The sequence below is a fragment of the Segatella maculosa OT 289 genome (genome assembly GCF_000243015.1).
Taxonomy (GTDB): Bacteria; Bacteroidota; Bacteroidia; order Bacteroidales; family Bacteroidaceae; genus Prevotella; species Prevotella maculosa.
In genome coordinates this window covers 332,202-351,766 of record NZ_JH594502.1, presented here as the reverse complement: position 1 = coordinate 351,766, position 19,565 = coordinate 332,202, and the positions used below count along the sequence as shown (strand labels likewise).

18 protein-coding genes are annotated in these 19,565 nt (G+C 48.2%); 12 read left to right on the top strand and 6 right to left on the bottom strand.

The window, feature by feature from the left end:
* Positions 1-15: 15 nt before the first annotated feature.
* Positions 16-1,137 carry a DNA polymerase III subunit beta gene (gene dnaN / locus HMPREF9944_RS05610; protein ID WP_008565053.1) on the bottom strand — a complete coding sequence of 374 codons (1,122 nt, stop codon included), beginning with the start codon at positions 1,135-1,137 and terminating at the stop codon, positions 16-18.
* A 200-nt stretch (positions 1,138-1,337) separates the two neighbouring features.
* Between dnaN and HMPREF9944_RS05605 the strand changes: the two genes are divergently transcribed.
* From HMPREF9944_RS05605 to HMPREF9944_RS05560, 10 genes are all read left to right on the top strand, one after another.
* Entirely contained in the window at positions 1,338-1,754 is a 417-nt protein-coding gene (locus HMPREF9944_RS05605; RefSeq protein ID WP_008565052.1) for a DUF3127 domain-containing protein, read from the top strand.
* Between the two features lie 673 nt (positions 1,755-2,427).
* The gene (locus tag HMPREF9944_RS05600) at positions 2,428-3,813 is read left to right on the top strand and encodes an MATE family efflux transporter (protein WP_008565051.1); all 1,386 of its coding nucleotides are present in this window, start codon (positions 2,428-2,430) and stop codon (positions 3,811-3,813) included.
* Positions 3,788-4,411 (top strand): cytidylate kinase-like family protein, encoded by a 624-nt coding sequence (locus HMPREF9944_RS05595; RefSeq protein ID WP_019967388.1) that lies wholly within the window; start codon positions 3,788-3,790, stop codon positions 4,409-4,411. The genes HMPREF9944_RS05600 and HMPREF9944_RS05595 overlap by 26 nt, the downstream gene beginning before the upstream one ends.
* Entirely contained in the window at positions 4,408-4,917 is a 510-nt protein-coding gene (locus tag HMPREF9944_RS05590; RefSeq protein WP_008565049.1) for a metallophosphoesterase family protein, read from the top strand. The genes HMPREF9944_RS05595 and HMPREF9944_RS05590 overlap by 4 nt, the downstream gene beginning before the upstream one ends.
* A gap of 5 nt (positions 4,918-4,922) precedes the next feature.
* Positions 4,923-6,071, top strand: a complete 1,149-nt coding sequence (rfbB, locus tag HMPREF9944_RS05585) for a dTDP-glucose 4,6-dehydratase (RefSeq protein ID WP_008565047.1) — start codon at positions 4,923-4,925, stop codon at positions 6,069-6,071.
* 26 nt (positions 6,072-6,097) lie between these two features.
* Positions 6,098-7,258 carry a formate-dependent phosphoribosylglycinamide formyltransferase gene (gene purT / locus HMPREF9944_RS05580; protein ID WP_044113395.1) on the top strand — a complete coding sequence of 387 codons (1,161 nt, stop codon included), beginning with the start codon at positions 6,098-6,100 and terminating at the stop codon, positions 7,256-7,258.
* A 15-nt stretch (positions 7,259-7,273) separates the two neighbouring features.
* Positions 7,274-7,684 carry a sugar 3,4-ketoisomerase gene (locus HMPREF9944_RS05575; protein WP_008565043.1) on the top strand — a complete coding sequence of 137 codons (411 nt, stop codon included), beginning with the start codon at positions 7,274-7,276 and terminating at the stop codon, positions 7,682-7,684.
* Entirely contained in the window at positions 7,672-8,604 is a 933-nt protein-coding gene (locus tag HMPREF9944_RS05570; RefSeq protein ID WP_008565041.1) for a GNAT family N-acetyltransferase, read from the top strand. Before HMPREF9944_RS05575 ends, HMPREF9944_RS05570 begins: the two co-directional genes overlap by 13 nt.
* Positions 8,601-9,701 carry a DegT/DnrJ/EryC1/StrS family aminotransferase gene (locus HMPREF9944_RS05565; protein WP_008565040.1) on the top strand — a complete coding sequence of 367 codons (1,101 nt, stop codon included), beginning with the start codon at positions 8,601-8,603 and terminating at the stop codon, positions 9,699-9,701. The genes HMPREF9944_RS05570 and HMPREF9944_RS05565 overlap by 4 nt, the downstream gene beginning before the upstream one ends.
* An 18-nt stretch (positions 9,702-9,719) precedes the next feature.
* Positions 9,720-10,514: a TlpA family protein disulfide reductase gene (locus HMPREF9944_RS05560; RefSeq protein ID WP_008565039.1), complete on the top strand. Its 795-nt coding sequence runs from the start codon at positions 9,720-9,722 to the stop codon at positions 10,512-10,514.
* A 411-nt stretch (positions 10,515-10,925) separates the two neighbouring features.
* Here HMPREF9944_RS05560 and HMPREF9944_RS05555 read toward each other — a convergent pair whose 3' ends face one another.
* From HMPREF9944_RS05555 to cdd, 4 genes are read right to left on the bottom strand one after another with little or no spacing between them, the layout of a single operon-like run.
* Complete coding sequence (locus tag HMPREF9944_RS05555) at positions 10,926-11,501, bottom strand: LutC/YkgG family protein (RefSeq protein ID WP_008565038.1); 576 nt, start codon at positions 11,499-11,501, stop codon at positions 10,926-10,928.
* Between the two features lie 19 nt (positions 11,502-11,520).
* Positions 11,521-12,894 carry a lactate utilization protein B gene (locus tag HMPREF9944_RS05550; protein WP_008565037.1) on the bottom strand — a complete coding sequence of 458 codons (1,374 nt, stop codon included), beginning with the start codon at positions 12,892-12,894 and terminating at the stop codon, positions 11,521-11,523.
* Positions 12,895-12,918: 24 nt separating this feature from the next.
* On the bottom strand, positions 12,919-13,656 hold the full coding sequence (locus tag HMPREF9944_RS05545) for a (Fe-S)-binding protein (protein ID WP_008565036.1): 738 nt from the start codon (positions 13,654-13,656) through the stop codon (positions 12,919-12,921).
* A 26-nt stretch (positions 13,657-13,682) separates the two neighbouring features.
* Positions 13,683-14,165 carry a cytidine deaminase gene (gene cdd / locus HMPREF9944_RS05540; protein WP_008565035.1) on the bottom strand — a complete coding sequence of 161 codons (483 nt, stop codon included), beginning with the start codon at positions 14,163-14,165 and terminating at the stop codon, positions 13,683-13,685.
* A gap of 503 nt (positions 14,166-14,668) precedes the next feature.
* Between cdd and HMPREF9944_RS05535 the strand changes: the two genes are divergently transcribed.
* Positions 14,669-16,783 carry a DNA topoisomerase 3 gene (locus HMPREF9944_RS05535; RefSeq protein WP_008565033.1) on the top strand — a complete coding sequence of 705 codons (2,115 nt, stop codon included), beginning with the start codon at positions 14,669-14,671 and terminating at the stop codon, positions 16,781-16,783.
* A gap of 50 nt (positions 16,784-16,833) precedes the next feature.
* Here the strand turns inward: HMPREF9944_RS05535 and HMPREF9944_RS13310 are convergent, their stop codons facing one another.
* Positions 16,834-17,046, bottom strand: a complete 213-nt coding sequence (locus HMPREF9944_RS13310) for a hypothetical protein (protein WP_244861119.1) — start codon at positions 17,044-17,046, stop codon at positions 16,834-16,836.
* Between the two features lie 378 nt (positions 17,047-17,424).
* Here HMPREF9944_RS13310 and porE point away from each other — a divergent pair, with 378 nt between their 5' ends.
* Entirely contained in the window at positions 17,425-19,473 is a 2,049-nt protein-coding gene (porE, locus tag HMPREF9944_RS05525; RefSeq protein WP_008565030.1) for a PorE family type IX secretion system protein, read from the top strand.
* The last annotated feature ends 92 nt before the right edge of the window (positions 19,474-19,565 follow it).

The following is a 19,565-nucleotide window of genomic DNA, read 5'->3' as shown; positions in this document are numbered from 1 at the left end:
AGAGTGGGAAATGCATTAATCGTTAAGCAGCATCGGCATAATCAACATCAGAATGTTGGTATTCTCGGGCTGTTGGGCCGGGACTATCACACCTGCGCGACTCGGGTCGGCCAATTGGAAGACGACTTCGTCGCTGTCGAGGTTGTTGAGTATTTCCTGCAAAGAGCTACCTTTGAAACCAATGCTTATCTGTGGCCCGTTGTAATCGCATACGATATGCTCCTTGGCACTGGTGGCAAAATCGATATCTTCGGAAGACACCTCCAGTTTTCCGGTCTCAATATGGAAGCGAATAAGCTGGCTACTCTCACTGGCGAATGGAAGCACACGACGCAGTGCACCGATAAGGCTCCTGCGGTCGATACTCATATTGTTGGGATTTTGGGGAATGACGCTATTATAGTTGGGATAGTTACCCTCGATGAGCCGACAAGTAAGCTGGCCCTCGGCAAAACGGACCTCGGCACTGCGGTCGTCGAACTTGATGACCACCTCATTATCGTCCTTTGTCAGCACATTCTTCAACAGCATGGCCGGTTTCTTCGGAAGAATGAACGAAGCCGGGGTATCGCTCTTCACGGTGTAGTCTTGGTTGCGCACCAACTTATGTCCGTCTGTGGCGACGATGGACAGGAAGTCGGTAGACAAATCGAAATAGATACCGTTCATCACGGGCCGAAGTTCATCGGCAGCTGTTGCGAAGAGCGAGCGAGTGATGTTGTTCACCAGTGAGGCCGAACTCATCGTGATGACGTGTGCGCCGTCAGGAACAGCCTGCGTGTGAGGATATTCGTCGGCATTCTGTGCCGTGAAGTTGTATATACCGTTCTGATAGAGGATTTTAATGGTGAGTGCATCGGTGTCGATATCGAACGAAAGAGGCTGCTCCGGAAGTTCTTTGACCGCATCAAGTATCGTACGGTTGGGCACGGCGAAACTCCCTTCGCCGTCGCATTCGTCAAGCGAAACGAGGGAGGTCATAACGTTTTCGCTGTCAGAAGCCGTGATTTTGAGTTCCTTGTTACCAACTTCGAAAAGGAAGCTGTCGAGAATAGGTAAAGAATTTTTGCCGTTAATCACTTTGGCAAGAGACTGCAGACGTGCATTCAGTGCACTGCTTGATAATGTAAATCTCATCAGTATATTTCGTTTAATAGTTAATGTTCCGTTTATTTTTTTACACATACAAAAATACTAAAAACCATTGTGCAAAACAAAAAAAAGGCATAAAATGTTTCATTTATTAGAACTATTTTAGTAATTTCGCGAGCAGAAGTGTAAAAACAAAAACCCTTATTCGGCTTTTTTGAAACTTAAAAAACAATATAAAACAGATTATGGATTTACAAGGAAAGGTTATTGCAGCACTTCCCGCACGTTCGGGTACATCTGCACGTGGCGAATGGAAAGCACAGGATTTCGTGATAGAAACCCATGAGAACTATCCTCACAAGATGGTTTTCAGCGTGTTTGGCGAAGAACGGTTGCAGCGTTTCAATATTCAAGTCGGTCAGGAAGTGACGGTTTCGTTCGATATCGACGCTCACGAATACAATGGTCGCTGGTTCAACAGTATCCGGGCCTACGATGTCCGCCTTGTAGACCCTGCCACATTAGGTGCCGGAGTGGCTGCTCCCGAACCATTCGGGGCTGCCCCCAATGCAGCATCGTCACCGGCTCCGGACGGGGCTCAGGCTCCGTTCCCTCCGCAGCAGGCCGCCGAAGGTGAAAGTGCAGACGACCTACCTTTCTAAATTGCACGCACGGCATTCCGCGCAGAAAGGATACAGCCTTTATAAGAAAGCAAGCAGACCTTGTGGACACCTTAGTTCACAAGGTCTGTTTTTATTTGTCATTGGCCCGCAAACTCGCACTCCCCTACTCGGAAGCAGTTGAAAGAAACCTCTTCCTCCTCTTTGGAAGGGCCGGAATGGATTTTCAGTGTCGCCAAAGACCTATACTTTGGGGCCAATAGGATAGATAGTATGTATAGGGCTGGATAGATACTATCTATACGAGAGGACAGATACTATCTATACGAAGGGATAGATACTATGTATAGAACAGGATAGATACTATCTATACAACAGGACTACTATCAGTAGTGCAAGAGGACTACTATCAGTAGTACGAAAGGACTACTATCAGTAGTACGAAAGGACTACTATCAGTAGTGCAAGAGGACTCCTATTGGAAGTACAAGAGGACTTCTATTGGAAGTACAAGAGGACTTCCAATGGAGGTACAAGAGGACTTCCAATGGAAGTGCAAGAGGACTCCCAATGGAGGTCCTCCGCCCTTCTTTATAAGGAATGGCCAAGAGTTCCTCGTAGCGGGGCTTTCCCCTTAGACTGTGCTCCCCCTCGGAGCCTTATTTTCTCCTTATTATATAGGTAGGGTTTGAAAATATTTTTATACCTTTGCATCATGGACAACAAGGACGCGACATTACAATTGGGCACGAGACCTGTGGGCAAACTGCTGCTGCAATATGCCATGCCGGCGATTGTGGCGATGACGGCGGCGTCGCTCTACAACATCGTCGACAGCATATTCATTGGTCAGGGCGTTGGCCCTTTGGCCATATCCGGACTTGCCATCACCTTTCCCTTCATGAACCTTTCGACTGCCTTCGGTGCCGCTGTGGGCGTAGGGGCCTCAACCTTCATCTCCATGAAGCTGGGACAGAAAGACTATAAGACGGCAGAAAGCATCTTGGGAAACACGGTAACGCTGAACCTTATCATTGGGATTGCATTCTCGGTCGTGTGTCTTTTGTTCCTCGACCCTATCTTGAAGTTCTTCGGAGCCAGTGAGGCCACGCTGCCATACGCCCGCGATTACATGGTGATTATCTTGGTCGGCAACGTCTTTTCTCACATGTATTTCGGCATGAACGCAGTGCTCAGGGCAGCCGGGAAGCCTCGTCAGGCCATGTATGCCACGATTGTCACGGTCGTGATGAACACGATGCTCGACTATGTCTTCATCATGCTCTTCGGTTGGGGCATTCAAGGTGCTGCCTACGCCACGGTGCTTGCACAGGTGATGGCGCTGATATGGCAGCTTCGGATATTCAGCAACAAGCAGGAACTCCTGCACTTTGAACGTGACATCTACAGGCTTCGCAGCGAGTTGGTGAGGAACATCATCGGCGTAGGCATCTCACCTTTCGCCATGAATGTGTGTGCCTGTGTCGTCGTTATCTTCATCAATCAGCAACTGGTCAGGTATGGCAGCGACCTCGATGTGGGTGCTTACGGCATCGCAAACAAGGTTTCTTTCGTCTTTCTGATGTTCGTTTTGGGCGTCAATCAAGGCATGCAACCCATCGTAGGTTACAACTATGGTGCACAAAAGATAGACAGAATGATACATGTGGTGAAGCTTTCGATTATTGCTGCCACGCTGATCATGACCACAGGATGGCTCATCGCGATGTTCATGCCCTACTACTGTGCGCGTCTGTTCACCAAAGACCCGACGCTGATTCAGTTAGGTATGAAGGCCATTCGCATCAGTATGGTGCTGTTTCCTCTCATCGGAAGCCAGATGGTCATCACGTTTTTCTTTCAGAGCATCGGCAAGGTAAGGGTGAGCATCTTCCTGTCTCTCTCCCGTCAACTCATCTTTCTGCTGCCGGCCTTAGCCGTCTTTCCATTGTTCAGAGGCGTAGACGGTGTGTGGTATGCCATGCCCTTCGCTGATGGTTTCGCTGCTTTTATCGCCGCAGTCATCATGCTTTTCAACGTAAAGAAGTTCAAGAAACAACATAAGGAATTGCAATATGGAGAACAAGAAGATGATCATTAACATCGGAAGACAGGTAGGAAGCGGTGGGAGAATCATTGCCAAGCAACTCGCCGACGACCTGAATTGCACGTTTTATGACCGCGAATTGCTCAATCTGGCAGCCAAAGAGAGTGGTTTCTGCGAGAAGTTCTTCGAGCAGAACGACGAACAGAAGGGGTTTCTTCGCTCGTTGTTTCATACCCATGTGCCGCTGATGGGCGAGAATAACTTCTATAAGAACAACTTTTCACAGGAGAGTCTGTATCAATTCCAAAGCGATGCTATCGCCAAAGCTGCCGATATGGGGAGCTGTGTCTTCGTGGGTAGGACAGCAGACTATGTGCTTCGTAACCGCAAGGACACGATAAACATCTTTATTACGGCAGCCATCGAAGACCGCATTAAGCGTGTGTGCGAACGCCAACAACTGACAAACGAGGAGGCAAGGAAGTTCATCAATACCCGTGAAGAGGCCCGTTCCACCTATTATAATTACTATACCGGGAAGAAATGGGGAGCTGCCGAAAGCTACGATCTCTGCGTGAACAGTAGCTTGTTAGGCTTGGAAGATACCACGGCCTTCATCATCTCTTTCGTTCGTAAACGCTTTGAAAGATGAAGAAGATAGGCATCATCAGCGACACACATGCTTATTGGGACGACAAATATGAACTGTATCTCGGCGAATGCGACGAGATATGGCATGCCGGCGACATTGGGTCTGTGGAGCTGGCTGACCGCTTTGAAGCCATGAAACCTATCTTTCGGGCCGTCTATGGCAACTGCGATGGGTATGATCTAAGGGCACGTTACCCCGAAATCCTGCGTTTCAAATGCGAGGATATCGACGTGATGATGAAACATATCGGTGGTTATCCGGGACGCTACGACCGTTCGATTGCAGCGAAAATCTATGCATCTCCGCCCGATTTATTCATCTCTGGGCACTCTCATATCCTGAAGGTCATGCCCGATAAGAGGCTCGATTTGCTGCATATCAATCCCGGTGCAGCCGGCATTCAAGGCTGGCATAAGGAACGAACCTTAGTGCGTTTGACCATTGAAGGCAATAAATTCACAGATTGCGAAGTTATAACAATAGGACAGAAACAAACAAAATTATAAACAATATGAAGACATATCTCGTAACAGGTGCGGCCGGTTTCATCGGTGCTAACTACATCAAGTATCTTTTGAACCGCAAATATAAGAACGAAGATATCAAAGTTATCGTTCTCGATGCACTCACCTATGCGGGTAATCTCGGTACTATCAAGGACGATATCGACGGCAAACGTTGCGTATTTGTCAAGGGAGACATACGCGACCGAGAGCTTGTTGATCGTCTGTTTACTGAAAATGACATCGATTATTTGGTCAATTTCGCGGCCGAAAGCCATGTAGACCGCAGCATCGAAGACCCACAACTCTTCCTGAGCGTCAACATATTGGGCACACAGAATCTGCTCGACGCAGCCCGCAGAGCATGGGTTACGGGCAAAGATGCCCAAGGCTATCCCACATGGAAAGCCGGAAAGCGTTACCATCAGGTGTCAACTGACGAGGTATATGGCAGTCTTGGTGCTGAAGGTTACTTCACGGAAAAGACACCATTGTGCCCTCACAGCCCCTATAGTGCCAGCAAAACGAGTGCAGATATGTTTGTCATGGCTTACCATGACACCTATAAAATGCCCGTAACAATCACGCGTTGCTCCAATAATTATGGCCCCTATCATTTCCCGGAGAAGCTGATACCACTCATCATCAATAATATCTTGGAAGGTAAGAAGCTTCCTGTTTATGGCGAAGGGCTCAACGTTCGCGACTGGCTCTACGTGGAAGACCATTGCAAAGCCATCGACATGGTGGTGCGTGAAGGCCGCGAAGGTGAGGTTTACAACGTCGGCGGACACAACGAAATGACCAACATTGACATCGTAAAGCTTACGATTAAGACCATACATGATATGATGGAAGCCGACAAGAGCCTGCGCAAAGTACTCAAAAAACAAGAGAAAGATGCGCAAGGCGACATTGATATCAGTTGGATCAACAACGACTTGATTACCCATGTGACCGACCGTCTGGGCCATGATAAGCGCTATGCTATCGATCCTACAAAGATAAAGGAAGAGCTTGGCTGGTATCCTGAGACTAAATTTGCTGATGGAATCGTGAAAACGATCAAGTGGAACCTCGACAACCAGCAGTGGGTCGGAGAGGTAACCAGCGGTGATTATCAGAAATACTACGCCGAAATGTACGGTAACAGATAACCATTTAATCGATAATATCCCCAACCATGACAAAGAAAATCATGCTTTTGGGCTCCGGAGAGCTTGGAAAAGAGTTTGTAATTGCTGCAAAAAGAGCAGGACTTCATGTCGTTGCGTGCGATCGTTACAATGATGCACCAGCCATGCAAGTGGCAGATGAGCGCGAAGTCTTCAGCATGTTGGACGGTTACGCCCTTGCCGCTGCAGTCGAGAAGCACCGTCCTAACATCATTGTTCCAGAGATAGAGGCTATCCGAACAGAGCGACTTTTCGACTTTGAAAAGCAAGGCATCCAAGTTGTTCCATCTGCTCGGGCAGTCAACTTCACAATGAATCGTCGCGCCATTCGTGACCTTGCATCACGCGAATTGGGCTTAAGGACGGCCAAATACTTCTATGCAAAGACCTTTGAAGAGTTCAAACGGGCCGCTGATGAAATAGGTTTTCCATGCGTGGTAAAGCCATTGATGAGTTCAAGTGGGCACGGACAGAGCTACGTTCACAATGAGAATGAACTGCAAACCGCCTTTCATGAGGCCATGGAAGAAGGCAGAGGCGATGTGAAAGAGGTGATTATTGAAGAGTTTATTGACTTCGATTCGGAGTTCACTTTGCTCACTGTGACGCAGAAAAACGCCCCAACTATCTTCTGTCCACCCATCGGACACGTACAGAAAGGCGGTGACTATCGAGAGAGTTGGCAGCCATTTCAACTTTCGAAAGAAGCCTTGAAGCAAGCCGAAATGATGGCAGAAAAGGTCACAAAAGCACTGACGGGACAGGGTATCTGGGGTGTTGAATTTTTCACAAAACGAGGGGAAGTCATCTTTTCAGAACTAAGTCCGCGCCCACATGACACAGGCATGGTCACCTTGGGGCACACAACGAACCTCAATGAATTTGAACTTCACTTGCGAGCCATCATGGGTTGGCCCATTCCTGCTATTCATTTGGAGCACAAGGGCTGCTCGGCCGTTGTTCTGGCCAAGGAGAATGCCGACCATGAACCTGCATACAATCTCGTAGAAGCACTGAAAGAAGACCGTACACGCGTGCGTATTTTCGGCAAACCCGACCAACATACAGGCCGTAGAATGGGGGTCGTGCTATGCTACGGCGACCTTGATGACGACATGGATACCCTGCGTGAGAAGGCAAAACGCGTGGCAGCGACCATCATCAAATAAGGAAACAGCCAACACATGAAGTCATTAGGCCAAATCATAGACCTGCCGAAGATCATCGATCCGCGTGGAAATCTGACGGTTGCACAGCAATATACGCAGGTGCCTTTCGGCATTCGGCGCGTCTATTGGACCTATGATGTGCCTTCTGGTGAATGCCGTGGCGGGCATGCTCACCGTCATTGTCGCGAGTTTATCGTTGCCGTGAGCGGAAGTTTCGACGTGGTTCTCGACGACGGACAAAGCAAAATAACCCATCATCTCAACCATCCTTATCAGGGACTGCTGGTAGATACGGGTATTTGGCGGACGCTTGAAGACTTCTCTTCGGGTGCCGTTTGCCTCGTATTGGCCGAAGATGAATTCGACGAAGCAGACTATATCTACGACTATCAACAGTTTCTCGCCTACTTGAAATGTTCGAAATAAAACCCTATACGCCCAAGTTGAAACGCCAATGGGACGCTTTTGTCGCCGCGTCCAAAAACGGTTTGTTTCTCTTTTATAGGGATTATATGGACTATCATCAGCGTTTTACCGACCATTCACTCCTCATCTACCGGCGTAATAAACTCTATGCGCTCCTGCCGGCCAACCGAGAAGGCGACACGCTCTACTCGCATCAGGGACTCACTTTCGGCGGTTTGATTGTCAATTCTCATTTCACTGCCACCGAAGCCATCACCGTTCTACGCCTCATCAATGCCTATCTACGCGACGAAGGCTTGCGAAAAGTGGTCTACAAAACCGTGCCTTGGCTCTATCAGCAACAGCCTTCCGAGGAAGACCTTTACGCGATTTACCGTACAACCAACGCCAAATTAGTGGCCAGAGACATAGCTTCTGTCATCAAACTTCATGTGCCCTTGTCTTGCTACCGCATACGGAATAGCGGCATGAAAAAGGCAAAACAACTTGGCATCATCATCGAGGAGAGCGATCGTTGGGCCGACTTTTGGCAGCTATTGACGCAGAACCTGCAAACGAAATATCATGTCATTCCCGTCCATTCCTTGTCAGAAATCACGCTACTCAAGGCGAGATTTCCCGACAACATCCGTCTTTTCACGGCCCGACTTGACGGACTTCTCGCCGGAACCGTTGTTTATGAATACGGCGACGTGGTACACACACAATACATATCGGCCTCGCCGAAAGGCAAACAACTGCATGCACTCGACCTGCTTTTTGATGAATTGATTCACAATGTCTATCGAGATAAGACTTATTTCGACTTCGGTAAATCCACCGAACGGCAGGGATTGACGCTCAACGAAAGCCTGATTTACCAGAAAGAAGGCTTCGGTGGGCGTGCCGTTTGCTATGATTGGTATGAATGGAACCTATGAAAATCGATTATCTTTCCCTGAAACGTATCACCCGGCAACATGCTGATGAGCTTTGCAAAGCCGTGAACCAAGTCGTCGATAGCGGTTGGTATCTGCAAGGAAAAGCCACGCATGACTTTGAAACGGCCTACGCCCAATACATCGGAACACGGCATTGTATCGGTTGTGGCAACGGACTTGATGCGCTGATTCTTATCTTCCGAGCCTACAAGGAATTGGGCGTTCTGCATGAAGGTGACGAAGTTATCGTGCCAGCCAACACGTATATCGCCTCTATTCTCGCCCTGACAGAGAACCGATTGACCCCGATTTTGATTGAACCGAATGCCGAATTGCAAATCGATTCCACGCAGATTGAACAGGCCATAACGCCCAAGACGCGCGCCATTTTGCTTGTGCATCTCTATGGAATCTGTGCTATGAACGATGCCATTCGAGCCATCTGCCGTCGCCATAAGCTGCTACTTGTCGAGGATAATGCCCAAGGTCACGGACTGAAATGGAACGGATTGCGCACCGGAAGCATAGGAAATGCCGCCGCACATAGCTTCTATCCGGGTAAGAATATGGGTGCTTTCGGCGATGCAGGTTGCGTGACAACGAATGACGAAATGCTTGCAAATGCGGTGCAATCTCTTGGAAATTACGGTAGCAATCACAAGTATGTTTTCCCCTATCAAGGCCTCAATAGTCGCATTGATGAGGTGCAAGCAGCGGTCATAATGGTTAAACTTAAATACCTTGATGCCGATAACCAACGTCGCAAAACGATAGCTCTTCGCTATCTTGAAGGCATCAAAAACGAGCGAATAACGCTCATTCGACCGACCAATTCCGTGTTCCATATCTTTCCAATCCTTTGTGAACAGCGCGACAATCTGCAGGCTTTTCTCCATCAAAAAGGCATCGAAACAATGGTCCACTACCCTATCCCACCCCACCGGCAGGCTTGTTTCAAGGCATGGAATACACTGAAACTGCCGATAACCGAGCGCATTGCGCAAACCGAACTCAGCCTGCCATGCAACCAAGCCATGACCGACGAGGAGGTGGAAACGGTCATACAGGCCATCAATCAATGGACAGAAACTTACTAAAAACATAAATAACAAATCATGAAGTACTCATTTTTCAAAACTGCTTTTGCCTCGCTACTGTTGCTCCTTATGCTTTTTACACCGAAGACATGGGCGCAAGAGGCACAAAAACAAATGCCGGCTATCATCATCAACGGCCATTTCTTCAAGCAAGGACTGCCAATACAGGAGATTTTTTCCATTCAGAAAGGAATGCAACACCTCTCTGACGGCGAGAAACATTCGGCATTGCGCGTGCTCGTTTCGGCCGATTTCGTTATTCCCGAAGCATGGAAGAAATATGAAATCGCACGGGAAAACGTTGTCAATGCCGACAAGTTCGAAGCGGCATCCCATCTTTTCGACGAGATGGAAGCAGCGACTCACAGCGGAGACAAACAGCTGAAAGCACCCGAAATCGGGCAGAAGCTGCCGGGAACGTTCATGCTTCACGACATCGACGGCGGCACATGGACGCAGGATTCGCTGCGAGGACGCGTGACCGTTGTCAACGTTTGGTATTCAGGATGCGGTCCGTGCCGCAAGGAAATGCCTGAACTCTCCACATGGAAAGAGCGTTTCCCACAGGTAAGATTCCTTTCGGCAGACTTCGAAACGCCTGAAAAAATCAGACAGATTACAGAAAAACAAGGCTTTAATTGGACACACTTGGCCCGCGACAACTATTTTACGAAGTGGGTGGGCAGTGAGGGTTATCCGCTGACCCTCATACTTTCGGCCGACGGAACCCTGCAGTATATGGTTCACGGAACAAACGAAACGATTCGTAAAGCGCTTATCCTGCAACTTGAAAAACTCGTTTCAGAAAAGTGAAAACGCCCTTCTGAAAGTGCAAGAAAGCCTATGCAAAACATAGGATATAAAAGGTTGGCGCACAAAATGGTTTATTTCAGCATACAATCTCAGCCATATTGCGACGTAATCTCAGCCATATTAGCGCGCGAAATGGCTGGGATTGCAAGGTAAAATGGTTGAGATTAAAATGCAAGGTATAAATCGTTGATTATCAATGAGGCTGACACCATAGCTACTTGAATGCATGTAGGGTTGCACGGCTCATGCGTCCACTCACGTTACGATTGGCTGTTGACAAATAGATTGGGCGGACAAGTTGTTTGTTTATGCATCTCTACATCGTCATCACTGCCGGATTGATGCGTAAATGGTTGAGATTGGCCTGCAGTATGAATGAATATTGCGAGCCGGGGTAGCAAAGGCGATTTGTCAACCCACCAAGATGACCGTGACGGAACGGGCAGCCTGTGCGCCCATGACAAGCGATTGCTCGATGTCGGCCGTCTTGCTGGGCCCGCTGATGAATGTTCCAAAGCCATAGTCGGTCATCTTTATCCGCTCATAGGCTTGATGCATGTTGTCAACCAGCTGGTTTCGGTTGAGAATGATGACCAAATTCTCCGAGATAAAGCACACGGCTTTCTCCTTCATCGTTTGAGGTACCCACACACATGCGTTCTCTGCCACGCCGATTTCGCCACGAACGACGCCCACATCGGTTCCATTCAGCGCGCAAGCCTCGTCAACTGTATCGGGATTTCGGTCGGCCTTGATGCCCGGAAGATGGCTTGCGATGACCTTAGCTTCGGGATATGCGCGGCGAATAAGCACGTTCAAGTCGTCCGTTTCTTGGGCTTCTATCACATTGCCTCCCACGGTTTGCGTCATTTCAACAAACTGTTTGACAGTGTCGGGATAGGTAATGCCATTGATATTCATGTCGGGCATATCGTATTGCTCACGCGTATTGGCACGCAATCTATCGAGAAATTCTTTCTTTTCCATACTTGCAAATTACATGGTTTCACTTCACCTTACCCTCTTTCCACAGCTGATGGAATGACTTTTTGGCAAATTCGGGCATCGCATGACCAATACCCCAAGGATTGAGACTACCCATTTTAGTCAGGTGTTCGGGTACCCTATTGATGAAAGGAGCGAACTTTAAGGCCGTCTGATAGAGCATCGGCGAGTCGAAAAGCACTTTCATTCCCATCGACATCACCTCTTTCATCGGGTCGGCCTTGCCTATACTGTCGAGCATCTGACGCCAAACATAAATCTGACTGCCCGGTGCTACCTCGGCGGGACACACGTTATCGCAGCTCAAACACAGCGAACAAGCACTCACGTTGCCCGCATGTTTCCGGGCATCATGCAACATTCCGAGGTTCACACCGATAGGCCCCGGAATGAAATAACTGTAGCTGTAGCCGCCACTTCGACGGTAAACAGGGCACGTGTTCATGCAGGCGCCGCAGCGAATGCACTTCAAACTCTCCCAATGTTCGGAGTTGGCGAGAGTGTCACTGCGCCCATTATCAACCAGAACAACGTGCATTTCGGCCCCCGGACGCGCCTGTCGGAAGTGCGAAGTGTAGGTGGTTGTGGGCTGACCCGTACCGCAACGGCAGAGCAAACGCTGGAAAACAGCCAGCGAGGCATAGTCGGGTATGAGCTTTTCTATGCCCATTGAGACGATATGTAGCTTGGGCATGGAGGTCGTCATATCGGCATTTCCCTCGTTGGTGCACACCACAATGTCGCCCGTTTTGGCCACACCAAAGTTGCAACCTGTCATTCCTGCCTCGGCATTCATAAACTCTTCGCGCAGATGATGACGTGCACAACGCGTGAGATATGTAGGATCGTAGTTGCCTTTCTCATGCGAAATGCCCTTTTCTTCGAACATTCTTCCCACCTCTTCGCGCTTCAAATGAATGGCAGGCATGACGATATGGCTCGGCCTTTGTCCCAGAAGTTGAATGATACGTTCGCCCAAATCGGTTTCCACAACGTCTATTCCACGGGCCTCAAGATAGGGATTCATCTCACATTCTTCCGTCAGCATAGACTTCGATTTCACCATTTTTCGCACGCCATGCGACTTGAGTATGCCATACACAATGGCGTTAAATTCATCGGCATCCTTGGCCCAATGCACGACAACTCCACGACTTTCGAGGTTCGAAGTGAATGTTTCGAGATAGTCGGCAAGGTGGGTTATGGTGTGCTTTTTGATGTTGCTTGCATGCTCGCGCAGGGCTTCCCACTCGGGCAATTGGTAAGCTACGTCGTCGTGTTTCATGCGAACCGACCAGAAAGTCTGGTCATGCCAAGTCGTTTTCTCGCGGTCCTTATTGAATAGGGCGGCCTTCTTTGAATGTTCTGTGCTCATAATTTCATCTCCTGTTCAACTACATTAAAGTCCGACAGCCAGTATCTGGGCCACGTGAACGAACTTGACAGGTTTCTTTTCGCGCTTGGCAATGCCCGCCATATGCATCAGACAACTGCTGTCGGGCCCCGTGACAAACTCGGCGCCTGTGGCAATATGGCGGTCAATCTTATCCTCTCCCATGCGAATAGAAACCGCCGTTTCCTCCACAGAGAACATACCTCCGAAGCCGCAACACTCGTCTTTGCGCTCCGGTTCCTTGATCGTGATATCCTTGAGAAGCTTCAACAAGTCGATAATCTTGTTGAAAGGAGGAATATTCCGCTCAGAAGGGGCAGATAAACCAAGCTCCCGCACACCGTGACAACTGTTATGTACACTCACTACATGAGGAAAGTTGCCCGGCAAAGAGGTGATTTTAAGCACGTCATGCAGGAACTCCACGATGTCCATCATCTTCTTTGAAGACAGGCATTCGTGCTCTCCTTTCAGCAAGCGGGGGTAATACACCTTCACATAAGCGGCGCAAGAGGCCGACGGAGCCACCACATAATCGAAGCCACGGAACATGTCATCGAACTTCCGAGCCAATGGTTTTGCCATGTTTTCAAAGCCGGCATTGCCCATAGGCTGACCGCAACAAGTTTGCTTTTCGGGGTAGTCAACATCGACTCCGAAGTGTTTTAACAACTTGTATGTAGCAATCCCGGCCTCCGGATACAGTGCATCGACATAACAAGGAACAAACAATCCAACTTTCATAATGCTTTGTATAAATAATTTTTGCGCTATTTCCTCATGTTTTCATCGACGAAAGCGAACGGCAAAAGGTCCTTCACACGCTGCAGAACATACACCCCCGACGTGCCATAGAGCAAGATACGGACATCTTGTTTGTACCGGTCTTCCATCTCGAGCATCACTTGTCGGCAGGCACCGCAAGGCGTAATCGGGTCCGACAGGAAGCCTTTTTCGTTGTGAGCGACAATAGCCAAGGCATCAATCGCCTGCTCCGGATAATGCGACTGCGCAGCGAATATGGCCGAACGCTCGGCACACAGCCCCGAAGGAAAAGCCGCATTCTCTTGATTGGCACCGATGACAACCCGCCCGTCATGCAGTCGCAAGGCCGCCCCCACATGGAAATGGCTGTAGTTGGCATAGCTGTTCTTCACCGCAGCCTTGGCACATTCGATGAGCTTTCGGTCTTGTTCGTTCAGTTCATCAAGTCGGCAGAAATCATATTCTATTTCAATCTTCAATTTCTCCATGCTGCTTTTTATGTTGTTTAATACTATTCACAAAGATACAAATTAAATCGAAGTAACCACGCCCTTCTGGACATTTTTTTTAGCTTAAGCCGATACGCCGAATAAGCATGTCTTATGACTCAGAACGGGAGGGAAGCATATTTCCATCCGCATCTCCTGCGATTTCCATCCGTATCTCGTCGGATTATCTCCATGGTGATAAGACCTTATCTCCATGGAGATAAATATTTATCTCCACGGTGATAAGAATTTATCTCCGTGGAGATAATTCAATTAGATACGGATGGAAATCATAAAACATACGGAAGGAAATGGCTTTCCTCCCTATCATAAAAACGTTTACATGCTTATCTGAAAACATTTGCGTGCTTATCTAAAAACATGTGAATGCCGTTTAATCTCCCTTTTCCTTATAATATGTCGTCAAGAATGAACGTTCAAACGGCTTTTCCTTACTATTTTCAACAATAATTCGTATCTTTGCAAGCCTAAACCGATAAAGAATGATTGTCTGTATTGCCGAGAAACCGAGTGTAGCAAAGGATATAGCACGCATCTTGGGAGCTACGACTGCCAAGGATGGATACATGGAAGGGAACGGATATCAGGTCACATGGACTTTCGGACACCTGTGCGAGCTGAAGGAACCTAACGACTATAGCGAGAATTGGAAGCATTGGAGCCTCGCTGCCTTGCCGATGATTCCGCTGCGCTTCGGCATTAAACTCATTCCCGATGACGGCATTAAGAAGCAGTTTTCGACCATTGAAAAACTCTATGCAGGTGCAGATGAGATTATCAACTGCGGTGATGCCGGGCAGGAAGGAGAGCTGATTCAACGCTGGGTGATGCAGAAGGCCAACGTGAAATGCCCCGTGAAGCGGCTTTGGATATCGTCTATGACCGACGAAGCCATACAACAAGGCTTTCAAAACCTTAAGGATCAGCAACAATATCAACCGCTTTATATGGCTGGTTTGAGTCGGGCTATCGGCGATTGGCTGTTGGGTATGAACGCAACCCGACTCTACACGCTGAAATACGGACAGAACAGGCAGGTGCTTAGTATCGGCCGTGTGCAGACACCGACGCTGGCGTTGATTGTTAATCGACAAAAGGAAATCGACAATTTCAAGCCAGAACCTTATTGGGTTTTGGCCACTATCTATCGCGATACGCAGTTCACGGCCACCTCGGGTAAGTTCACCAGCAAGGAAGAAGGCGAGAAAGCGTTCGCCACTATCGATGGGAAACCGTTCACCATCAAGAGCGTTCAGAAGAAGAAAGGCACCGAAGCGCCCCCTCATCTCTATGACCTTACGTCGCTGCAAGTGGACTGTAACCGCAAATTCGGCTATTCGGCAGAGACGACTTTGAACCTTATTCAAAGCCTATACGAGAAGAAGTTCACGACATATCCACGTGTCGACACGCAGTATCTGAGCGATGATATCTATCCGAAATGCCCGCAGATACTCAATGGTTTGAGTCAATGTAAGATTGACAGTCAACCAAAATACATGCCATGGATAAAGGACTTGGCGGCCATGAGCAAGAAGTTGCCCAAGAGTAAGAAGGTTTTCGACACGAGTAAGGTAACAGATCACCACGCCATCATACCGACCGGAGTTCCCGTGAAAAGCCTTACTATCATGGAACAAAACGTGTTTGACCTCGTTGCGACACGCTTTATCAGTGCTTTCTACCCTGATTGTAAGTTCTCAGCGACCACGGTTCTCGGCGAAGTTGACGGCATAGAATTCAAAGTTACGGGTAAGGAGATATTGGAACCCGGGTGGAGAAGTCTCACGGAAAGCATCTCCTCAAAGAACGAAAAGAGTGATACGCTTTCAAATAACATGGCTTCTCAAGAGGAAGAACAACCCACTTCCCACGCTCTTCGGGGCGAAATTGGGGGTGAAACTGCCGCTCTTCCCACTTTCACTAAAGGCGAAAGCGGACCTCACACGCCTACACTTACGGAGAAACAAACCACACCTCCGAAGTTCTATACAGAGGCTTCGCTGCTCCGTGCCATGGAAACTGCGGGCAAATTCGTAGAAGATGATGAGCTGCGTGCAGCCTTAAAGGAGAATGGAATCGGTCGTCCTTCAAGCCGAGCTGGCATCATTGAGACGCTTTTCAAACGTAAATATATTCGCCGTGAACGCAAGAATCTCGTGGCAACTCCTACGGGAATAGAACTCATCGACATGATTCATGAGAAGCTTCTCACGAGTTGCGAGCTCACGGGTATATGGGAAAAGAAGCTCCGCGACATAGAACATCGGAAGTATGATGCCTCACAATTCATCGAAGAATTAAAGGCGCAAATCTCCAATATCGTGAATGATGTGTTGCGTGACAATAGTAATCGTCGCGTGACTATACTCTCCGATGAAGACTTAAAGAAGAAAACAAAAAAGAAAGCGACGCCAAAATCTACCGAGAAAAAAGTCTCTACAAAGAATATCTCTCTGAAACCGAGCGACGAACTCATCGGAAAACCCTGCCCATTATGTGGCAAAGGACGCATCATCAAAGGAAAGAATGCCTACGGCTGCAGCAGCTGGAAGGAGGGTTGTAAATTCGTTTTGCCTTTCAATGACAAAGCATAGACGACATTCATCAAGGTTAATGACCATTAGATGAATGTCTAATTTCACGCTTAATTCTGCTTTTTCAAGAAACTTTCTATGGCTTTCCGGCTCCTCAACGAATCGGTTTCACTTCCATAATAGCCTCTGTAAAGTGTCTTTCGAAAACCTAACCACCGCTTATATACTGATACATAATCACTATTTGTGGCAAAGGACGCATAGTCAACTACAACTTCATACTCCTTGTCTTGATAGAGAACCTCATACGTTCTGCCTGTCATTACATAACTATAAAATAGCAAATGCAACACCAAAACAGGCAAACTGAGCCATGACATAGCGTATAATGCTTTTGTCACGGCATTCGAATTACGCCGACTTTGCACGTAAAACCATCGGATTATCAAGGCACAACACGACGTTGGACCAAGTAGCCAAAGAGTATCATTCATCACATCTGGCCACGCAATATTCAAGAAAAGCTGAGGCAATTCCAATACAAGACACGTCCAAAACACGCCTATCAGAAGTCTAACAAAATACTTTTTTATCTTCATATTGACCTTATCTGCGGGGCAAAGATATAAAAATCTATCAGAAATACAGGGCAAAACCCACTGAAAACTATAATATAACCCCACGCTTTCCGTTATTTTCATATGCAGAAACATCACCTTATTATATATATTACAGCCCTCTTTGCCCTCGCTTCCTGCGGCGTTGAACGCGCCATGAAGAAAGCCGAACAGCATCAAGCCATAGGAGAATACTACGAAGCTGCACTGCAATACCGCAAAGCCTACCAGCAAACACCGGCTAAAGAAGGGGAAGTTCGCGGTCAAAGGGCCGTGAAAATGGCACGCTGTTACGCTAAAATTAACCAGACACAACGGGCCATTCCAGCTTTCAGAAACGCCATTCGTTACCGACAGGCTACGCTCAATGACCGTCTGATCTACGCGCGATTGCTCTTAAAAGACGGACAATATAAGGCAGCAGAAAAGGAGTTCTTGGCCCTGAAAGACTCGCTTCCGCACGACACATTGGTCGTGAACGGCCTGCAATCTGCCCGTAAGGCCCCCACATGGAAGAAGCTTGGGAGCAGCTATACCGTGAAGAAGACTGCCTTCAACTCCTATAAAGCCGACTACTCTCCCATGCTTTACGGCAACGATTTCAGCCAATTGTACTTCACGTCCACGCGAAACGATGCACAAGGTGATGAATTAAGCGGTATCACGGGCACGAAGAACGGCGACATCTTCGTCTCCGAAAAGAACGATAAAGGCCTATGGAGCAAGCCCGAACCCGTTGGTGGAGCCCTCAATTCGGCCTTTGATGAGGGGGCATGTTGCTTTTCTCCCGATGGAAGAACAATGTATTTGACACAATGTTCCACTGACCCAACGCTCCCACGTTACGCTAAAATCATGACTTCCGAACGTAGTGATGCCACCTGGAGCAAGCCAACTGAACTGCCTATCAGCCGCGACACGCTCTCGCTTTTCGCCCACCCGGCCGTCTCTCCTGATGGGAATTGGCTCTATTTCACTTCGGATATGCCGGGCGGAATGGGCGGTCTTGACCTCTGGCGTGTGCGTATCACGCCCGCAGGATTGGGCGGAACGGAGAACCTCGGAAGCCCAATCAACACACCAGGTAATGAAGAATTTCCCACATTCCGGCCTAATGGAGACCTTTATTTCTCAAGTGATGGACATCCGGGATTGGGTGGTTTAGATATCTTTATCGCCCATTTTGATGGGCAAAATCATGCAACCCTCACCCACCCCGGCTATCCCTTGAACAGTAACGGTGATGATTTCGGCATGACGTTCGAAGGTCCTCACAACCGCGGATACTTCGCTTCGAACCGCAACGACAGCCGGGGATACGACCATATCTACAGCTTTGAATACCCAGAAATCGTGCAAACGGTCAAAGGTTGGGTATATGAAAAAGACGGATATGAGCTTCCTCATGCGCAAGTTTACATGGTGGGAAACGACGGAACCAACCTAAAACTAAGCGTAAGAGGCGACGGTTCGTTCACACAGACGCTGAAACCGGGAGTCGATTACATTTTCCTTGCCACCTGTGATGGCTTTCTCAATCACCACGAAACCCTCAACATTCGCCCCACAAAGGCTTCCGAAGAACACGTGTTACAGTTTCCTTTGGCCTCAATAACGGCCCCCGTGCTCATCGACAACATCTTCTACGACCTCGATAAAGCCACACTTCGCCCCGAATCGGCACAGGCTTTGGACCAGCTTGTCGCTCTTTTGAACGAGAACCCTCATGTGACTATCGAACTTGCGGCCCACTGTGACTACCGCGGTTCGGCTGAATACAACCAGCGATTGTCGCAACAAAGGGCCGAGAACGTGGTGCGTTATCTCATCAAAAGCGGCATTGCTGCCGACCGTTTAACGGCAGTTGGCTATGGGAAACAACGTCCGAAAACTATCAAAAAGAAGCTGACCGAGCAATATACTTGGCTGAAAGAAGGTGACCAACTCACGCCCGCTTTCATCGAAAAGCTTGATAAAGAACAGCAGGAAATATGCAACCAGCTGAACCGACGCACTGAATTCAGCGTGCTTCGAACAACATACGGCATGTTCGACAAGGACGGAAAGCTGAAGAAAGAGCCTGAAAACAAACAGAAGAAAAAAGGAAAAGAAGAGACAGAAATCTATTTTTGAGCTTCAAAGACGTTTCGTCTGACTGATTGAACCTATCACCTTTATTGTCAAATAAATTCATATCAGATTTGCATTCGCCTTGAAAATATATT